This is a genomic window from Streptomyces calidiresistens, assembly GCF_014141525.1.
In the GTDB taxonomy this organism is placed as follows: domain Bacteria; phylum Actinomycetota; class Actinomycetes; order Streptomycetales; family Streptomycetaceae; genus Streptomyces; species Streptomyces calidiresistens.
This window is the reverse complement of record NZ_VKHS01000197.1, coordinates 1-7740: the sequence shown is the minus strand read 5'-3', so window position 1 is coordinate 7740 and position 7740 is coordinate 1. Positions and strand designations below refer to the sequence as shown.

The 7740-nt window shown below is 73.0% G+C and carries 5 protein-coding genes and 1 riboswitch; of the genes, 3 read left to right on the top strand and 2 right to left on the bottom strand.

Annotated elements, in window-relative coordinates; all coding sequences use genetic code 11:
• Positions 1-226: 226 nt before the first annotated feature.
• Positions 227-685, bottom strand: a complete 459-nt coding sequence (locus FOE67_RS10820; protein WP_182662999.1) for a PRC-barrel domain-containing protein — start codon at positions 683-685, stop codon at positions 227-229.
• Positions 686-851: 166 nt separating this feature from the next.
• A riboswitch (glycine riboswitch) is annotated at positions 852-951 on the top strand.
• Between the two features lie 187 nt (positions 952-1138).
• Between FOE67_RS10820 and gcvP the strand changes: the two genes are divergently transcribed.
• Positions 1139-4060: an aminomethyl-transferring glycine dehydrogenase gene (gene gcvP, locus FOE67_RS10815; protein ID WP_182662997.1), complete on the top strand. Its 2922-nt coding sequence runs from the start codon at positions 1139-1141 to the stop codon at positions 4058-4060.
• A gap of 192 nt (positions 4061-4252) precedes the next feature.
• On the opposite strand, the gene FOE67_RS10810 is transcribed toward gcvP, so the two are convergent.
• A complete protein-coding gene (locus FOE67_RS10810; RefSeq protein ID WP_182662995.1) occupies positions 4253-4864 on the bottom strand; it encodes a hypothetical protein in 612 nt (203 codons plus the stop codon).
• 375 nt (positions 4865-5239) lie between these two features.
• Here FOE67_RS10810 and FOE67_RS10805 point away from each other — a divergent pair, with 375 nt between their 5' ends.
• Both FOE67_RS10805 and FOE67_RS10800 read left to right on the top strand, forming a co-directional pair.
• Entirely contained in the window at positions 5240-6736 is a 1497-nt protein-coding gene (locus FOE67_RS10805; RefSeq protein WP_182662993.1) for a glutamate-cysteine ligase family protein, read from the top strand.
• A gap of 240 nt (positions 6737-6976) precedes the next feature.
• Positions 6977-7740 (top strand): CPBP family intramembrane glutamic endopeptidase (locus FOE67_RS10800; RefSeq protein WP_323384682.1); only part of this gene is annotated, 764 nt, incomplete at its 3' end.

Sequence of the window (7740 nt, the reverse complement as noted above, 5' to 3'; positions counted from 1 at the left end):
CCCCGGTGGAGCGGGCCGCCGACCCCCGTCCCGCGATCCCGCGCCCGATCCCCGGACGCGACGTCCACCACACCACGCACGGTCCGGGCTGGATCCAGGGCAGTGGTCTGGGAAGGGTCACGGTCCGCTTCGAACGACCCGACTCCCCGCCGGGGCGGGCCCTCACCCTGCGGCTCGACGACCCGGACCTGCGCGAGGCCGAGCCCCTGCCGCTCGTCGGGGCCGATCACCCCCGGGGGCCGGTCTCCTCGTCCGTGGTGTCCCCGGCCGGTCCCGCCGCCTCCGCGGGCTCCGCGGAATCCGCCGTCGGAGCGGCGGGATCGCCCGCCAGCCGTCCGAAATCCCGGTCCTCCGGGGAGGGCGTCGTGCCGCCCGGCACGTCCAGCCCGTAATGCCGGTACAACTGGAGTTCCTGCTCCGGGGAGAGATGACGTCCCACCCCGAAATCGGGTGCCTCGCGCACCAGGGAACGGTCGAAGGGCACGCGCAGCTCCTCGTCGACCAGTTCGCTGGGCTCCAGGGGGACGAAGGCGTCCCGGCTGAACAGGCCGGTGCGCACCGCGGCCCACTCCGGGGTCCCGGTCGCGTCGTCGAGGTAGACCTCGTCCACGGTGCCGATCCGTGTCCCGTTGCGGTCCACGGCCCGCCGACCGATCAATTCCCGGGGATCGATGTTCGTGTGCACGTTCTTCCCACCTCATCCACCTCGTCGAGTCACCTCGTCGGTGCCGGCGTCCGGTCCGCCGCCCCGGGGCCGTCGGGCCCGGGACACACGTCCTCATCTCCTACCCAAGGACACTTTCGTTCCCCCTGCCACTCGAAGGGCGCTGGTAGGATCGATTCCGGGTTGCCGACCTCGTGCGGGAGAGTCCGTCGGAGAGCGACATTCGACGGCGCCGAAGGAGCAAATCCTCCCCGGAATCTCTCAGGCCCCCGTACCGCACGGGCGAAACCACTCTGGAAAGCAGCGGGCGTGTCGGGATCGCCGTCGATCCCCCACCCCGCTCACCGAAGGGGAAAGCCACCGGGTTCCGGTCCGGTCGGTGAAGCTCTCAGGTCACGAGTCGTCGTGATGACAGAGGGGGAGGCCGCGGGCGCCCGACCGGGATGCCCGGAGGTCCGGACCAGGAGGCCCCGCATGTCCCAGCCGGCAGACCGTCAGTCGCCCACTCCCGCCCTCGCCGACCTCGAGCGCGGCACCCCCTTCGCCGCCCGGCACATCGGCCCCGACGAGGCCGAGCGGGCCAAGATGCTCGACGCCGTCGGCCACGATTCCCTCGACGCGCTGCTGGACGCCGCGGTCCCCGCGGTGATCCGCTCCTCCGAGGCGCTCGCCCTGCCCGCCGCCCGCACCGAGGCCGAGGTCCTGGCGGAACTGCGCGAACTCGCCGACCGCAACCGCGTCCTGCGCCCCATGATCGGTCTGGGGTACCACGGGACCGTCACCCCCGCGGTGATCCGCCGCAACGTTCTGGAGAACCCCGCCTGGTACACGGCCTACACGCCCTACCAGCCGGAGATCTCCCAGGGCCGGCTGGAGGCCCTGCTGAACTTCCAGACGGTGGTCTCCGACCTCACCGCACTGCCCGTCGCCGGCGCCTCCCTGCTGGACGAGGGCACGGCCGCGGCCGAGGCCATGGCGTTGTCCCGGCGGGTGGGTCGCGCGTCCTCCGACGTCTTCGTGGTCGATGCCGAGTGTCTTCCGCAGACCCTGGCCGTCCTGCGCACCCGGGCCGAGCCCCTCGGCATCGAGGTGGTCGTGGCCGACCTGGCCGACGGGCTGCCCGAGGAGATCGTCGAGCGCGGCTTCTTCGGCCTGCTGCTGCAGTACCCCGGCGCCTCCGGCGTGGTCCGGGACCCCCGGCCGGTCATCGAACGCGCCCGTGAACTGGGGGCGCTGGTCACCGTCGCCGCCGATCTGCTGGCGCTCACCCTCCTCGCCCCGCCCGGTGAACTGGGCGCCGACATCGCCGTGGGCACCACCCAGCGCTTCGGCGTGCCGATGGGCTTCGGCGGCCCGCACGCGGGCTACCTGGCCGTGCGCGACCGACACGCCCGCAGCCTGCCCGGCCGGCTGGTGGGCGTCTCGCGGGACGCCGACGGCCGCCCCGCCCACCGCCTGGCCCTGCAGACCCGCGAACAGCACATCCGGCGGGAGAAGGCCACCAGCAACATCTGCACCGCCCAGGTGCTGCTCGCCGTCATCGCCGGTTTCTACGCCGTCCACCACGGGCCGCAGGGACTGGCCGCCATCGCCCGCCGCACCCACCGCATGGCCGCGCTGCTCGCCGCCGGACTGCGGGCCGGCGGCGTGGAGGTGGTCCACGACGCGTTCTTCGACACCGTCACCGCCCGGGTCCCGGGGCGGGCCGACGAGGTGGTCGGGGCCGCCCGCGACGCCGGCATCAACCTGCGCCGCGTCGACGCCGACCACGTGGGCGTCTCCTGTGACGAGACCACCGGCCGCGCCGACCTGCTCGCCGTCCTGGCCGCCTTCGGCGCCCCCCTCCGACCGGCCGGCCCCGCCGCCCTCGACGACCTCGACGCGCGCACCCCCGACGCGCTGCCCGACGGGCTCTCGCGCACCGGTGGCTACCTCACCCACCCCGTCTTCCACGAGTACCGCTCCGAGACCGCGCTGCTCCGCTACATCCGACGCCTCGCGGACCGCGACTACGCCCTGGACCGGGGCATGATCCCCCTCGGCTCCTGCACCATGAAGCTCAACGCCGCGGTCGAGATGGAGCCCATCACCTGGCCCGGCTTCGCCGACCTGCACCCCTTCGCCCCCGCCGATCAGACCGAGGGGCACCTGGCGCTCATCCGGGACCTGGAGGAACGCCTGGCCGAGATCACCGGCTACGACCGGGTCTCCCTCCAGCCCAACGCCGGCTCCCAGGGGGAACTCGCCGGCCTCCTCGCCGTGCGGGCCCATCACCGGGCCACCGGCCAGGAGCGGCGCACGGTCTGCCTGATCCCCTCCTCCGCCCACGGCACCAACGCCGCCAGCGCGGTCATGGCCGGCATGGAGGTGGTGGTGGTCCGCACCGGTGACGACGGCGACATCGACACCGAGGACCTGCGGGCCCGCATCGAGGAGCACCGCGACCGGCTCGCGGTGCTGATGGTCACCTACCCCTCCACCCACGGCGTCTTCGAGGAGAACATCGGCGAGATCTGCGCCGCCGTCCACGACGCCGGGGGGCAGGTCTACGTCGACGGCGCGAACCTCAACGCCCTCGTCGGCCTCGCCCGTCCGGGGCGATTCGGCGCGGATGTCTCGCACCTGAACCTGCACAAGACCTTCTGCATCCCGCACGGCGGCGGTGGCCCCGGCGTGGGCCCGGTCGCGGTCCGCGCCCACCTCGCCCCGTACCTGCCCAACCACCCGCTGCGCCCGGACGCGGGCCCGGAGACCGGCATCGGGCCGATCTCCGCCGCGCCCTTCGGGTCCGCGGGCATCCTGCCCATCTCCTGGGCCTACCTGCGCCTGATGGGCCCGGACGGGCTGCGCCGGGCCACCGGCACCGCGGTCCTGGCCGCCAACTACATCGCCCATCGCCTGCGACCGCACTTCCCGGTGCTCTACACCGGCCCCGGCGGCCTGGTCGCCCACGAGTGCATCGTGGACGTGCGGCCGTTGACCAAGGCCACCGGCGTCACCATCGACGACGTGGCCAAGCGGCTCATCGACTACGGTTTCCACGCCCCGACCATGTCCTTCCCGGTGGCCGGCACCCTGATGATCGAGCCGACCGAGAGCGAGGACCTCACGGAGATCGATCGCTTCTGCGACGCGATGATCGCCATCCGCGAGGAGATCGGGCGGGTCGCCTCCGGGGAGTGGCCGGCGGACGACAACCCGTTGCGCAACGCCCCCCACACCGCGGCGCAGTTGGCCGGGGAGTGGCCGCACCCGTACTCGCGGGCCGAAGCCGCCTTCCCGGGCGGAACGGACCCGGCCGACAAGTACTGGCCCCCGGTGCGCCGCATCGACGGAGCCCGGGGGGACCGCAATCTCGTCTGCTCCTGCCCGCCGCCCGAGGCGTACCGGGGCTGAGCCCCGCTCGTCGGGCCCCGCACCGCGCGTCCGTCGCGGTGCGGGGCGCGCGCCGGATGCGACCGAATGGCGACGGTCGGATCCCGCCCTGCCGGCGGATCCCCGGCCCGGAGGGCTCCGGACACACGGGTGCCGGGTCGGGTCCGCTCCCACGTCCTCGGGGGAACGGGCCCGACCCGGCGTCCGGCGCCGTCAGCCCGCCAACTGAGCAGGCGCCAGTCTGGAACCCACCAGCGCGTGCAGCGTCGCGGCCGTCATCGGCCGGTTCGCCGCGATCCCCGGCGGGGCCGGCGCCAGGGGCACCAACAGGTCACCGGCCACCGGCCCCCCCGTGGCGGGCTCCGGGGGCCCATCCGCCTTCCCGGCGGGACGGAGCCACAGGGTGAGCATGTACAACCGGGGCACCGACAACAGACACGGCGACCAGGTCTCCTCCAACTCGTCCGCCCGCCGCAGCGCGAGGTCGGTGGACGCGGCGTAGGGGCCCTCCCCGAAGTGCGAGAAGGCCCAGCCGTCGGCGGTCAGCCGGGTCTCGGCCGTACCGACCGGCAGACCGTCGCGCATCAGCAGGAACCGCCAGCCGACCAGCGGCGCGGACGCCGCGGGAGCGGCCCCGACCTCCCACTGGTGAACGGGCAGCGGCCGCGCCGGTACCAGATCCTCGCGGCTCTCGCGAACCTCCCGGCCCTCGGGGTGGACCCGATGGGATTCCCGGGAATGGGGGGCCCGGACGACGGGGGAGCGGAGCGCGGTGCGCACACAGCGCTCGGCCGGCTCGGGTGCCGGCGGAAGATACAGGGGCATGGTGGGTCGCCTCTCGCTTCGGAGACACGCGTTCCCGGATTTTAACCGGCGGATGTTGGCGCCATGTTTCCGGTAGCCGTACCGGCATGTGACAGCAAGCGGAAAACCGGCCGAATTCCGTTTTCCCGCCCCCGGGAGTCATGGCGGGCGGGCCGGCGCCGCGACGGAAGCCACGTCCTTCCGGCTCCCCTGTGGGCAGTATTCCACAGGAATATGCGTCGTGACCGTGCTTCCGCCGGAAGCGGCGTGCCGCATCCCGTGCGTTAGCGTGCCCCGGCGATGGGCATGATCGGAACATCGCGGGCGCGCGCCCCGATCCCGGACGTGCCGGTCCCGGACCGGCTCCGGGGGGACCGTCGAAGGAGGTGCCCGGTCGTGGGCGCGAACATCGCAGCTGACGGCTTCGACCCGGCGGACCGCCGGCGTTTTCGCGAGAAACTGCAGAGTTGCCTGGAGGCTCTGCGCGATTTGTTGGAGGACAAGGCGTTCGATCGCCCCCGGGATCTCATCGGTCTGGAGGTGGAGGTACCCCTCGCCGATTCGCGGGGCGTTCCGCGAATGGTCAACGAGGAAGTCCTCTCCCGGATGGCCACCGCCGATTTCCAGAGCGAGTTGGGGCGTTTCACGCTGGAACTGAATATGGCGCCCCGTCGGTTGCGCGACCGGGTCCTGGACGACCTGGCGGAGGAACTGCGCATCGCCTTCGCCTACGCGGCCCGGACCGGAGCGGAATTCGATGCCCGGCCGGTTCTGGTGGGCATTCTCCCCACCCTCACCGGCGAGGGCATGAACGCCGCCCAACTCACCGACGTGGAGCGCTACACGCTGCTGAACGACCAGATCATGGCCGCCCGCGGGGAACTGATCTCCCTCGACATCACGGGAACCGAGACGCTGCGGCGCACCTTCGACTCGATCATCCCCGAATCGGTCTGCACCGCCGTGCAGTTCCACCTGCAGGTCACCCCCGAGCGGTTCGCCGACGTGTGGAACGCCTCCCAGGTGGCCGCGGCCGCCCAGATCGCGGTGGGCGCCAACTCACCCTTCGCCTTCGGTCGCGAGCTGTGGCAGGAGACCCGCCCCCCGCTCTTCCTGCAGGCCACCGACACCCGTCCGCCCGAACTCATCGCCCAGGGGGTGCGTCCGCGTTCCTGGTTCGGGGAACGCTGGATCGACTCGCCCCTCGACCTCTTCGAGGAGAACCTGCGCTACTTCCCGGCCCTGCTCCCGCTGTGCGAGGAGGAGGAGCCCCGCCGGGTCCTGGCCGCCGGCGGCGTGCCCCGGCTCGGTGAACTCGTCCTGCACAACGGGACCATCTACCGCTGGAACCGCCCCGTCTACGACGTCGCCGACGGCGTGCCGCACCTGCGGGTGGAGAACCGGGTGCTGTCCACCGGGCCCACCGCCACCGACATGGTCGCCAACGCAGCCTTCTACTACGGCCTGGTCCGTGCCCTGGCGGAACAGCCCGAGCCCCTCTGGCGGCGCCTCCCGTTCCGCATGGCCGAACACAACTTCCACACCGCCTGTCGGCACGGGATCGACGCCCGGCTGGCGTGGCCGCGCCGGGGACGGGGGCAGGAGAGCGAGGAGATCCCGGCCGTCCGCCTGGTCACCGAACACCTGCTGCCCATGGCCTCGGCCGGCCTGGACGCCTGGGGCGTCGCCCCGGCCGACCGCGACCGTTATCTCGGGGTGATCGAGGGGCGCTGCCGCACCGGTCTCACCGGCGCCGGATGGCAGACTCGGTTCCACCACCGGGCGGTGGAGCGAGGGGCCGATCGGGACACGGCGCTCATGCGACTGGTCCAGCGGTACTGCGAGCTCTCCGCCACCGACGAACCGGTCCACACCTGGCCCCTGGACGTCTGAGACGCCCGTTCGGTCCCGGCTCCCGACCGGGAACCACCCGCCCGGCCCCTTCCGTTCCGGCGGAAGGAGTCGGTGCGGTGCGACGACGAACGAGGCGAGGAGCGGTGCATGCGGCGGGACGGCGCGGGACGCGAGACGGGTCCGGTGGACGGGACACGGCGACCCGGTACGACGGAGCCCCCGCCGTCCGCGGGATTGCCGGGGCGGACGGGGGGAGCCGGCCGGTCCGGGGGCGCGCCCGTGGCCGACCCGCTCCGTCGCCGGCTCCTGGGCCACGAGGTGCTGCTGGTCCTCGCACTTTCCCTCGGGGCGAGCGCGATCGCCTCCCTCATCCGGTTCACGGGCGTCCTCACGGCTCCCGGCGGCCTCTCCGACCATGTCGCCGGGCTCAACTCCTCCCGCGCCCCGGACCGGCCGTGGCTCGACCTCGCCTGGCAGCTCTTCGGGATCGCCACCGCGCTGGTGCCCGTGCTGCTGGTGATCCACCTGCTGACCCGCGATCGGTTCGACGGCACCGCTCCCGGCACGGGTGCCATCGGCCTGGACCTGCGCCGCCCCTGGTCCGACCTCGGTCGGGGGGCGGGCGTGGCCGCCGTCATCGGCGGCAGCGGGCTGGTGCTCTACCTCGGCGCGCAGGCCGCCGGCCTCAACCTCACGGTGGTGCCCGAGTCGCTGCCGGAGACGTGGTGGAAGCTTCCGGTGCTGATCGCCTCCGCCCTGCAGAACTCCCTGCTGGAGGAGGTGATCGTGGTCGGCTATCTGTTGCACCGGCTCGGACAACTGGGATGGACCCCGCTCGCCGCCCTCCTGGCCTCCTCGGTGCTGCGCGCCTTCTACCACCTCTACCAGGGCATCGGCGGCTTCGTCGGCAACTTCGTGATGGGCGTGGTCTTCGTGCTGTTGTACCGGCGGTGGGGACGGGTGATGCCCCTGGTGGTGGCCCATGCGCTGATCGACATCGTCGCCTTCGTGGGGTGGGCGCTGCTCGCGGGGCGGGTGGACTG

Excerpts from the sequence above, each read along its gene's own strand:
- FOE67_RS10810 (WP_182662995.1), bottom strand. The coding sequence starts at position 4,864 with ATGCCCCTGTATCTTCCGCCGGCACCCGAGCCGGCCGAGCGCTGTGTG.
- gcvP (WP_182662997.1), top strand. The coding sequence starts at position 1,139 with ATGTCCCAGCCGGCAGACCGTCAGTCGCCCACTCCCGCCCTCGCCGAC.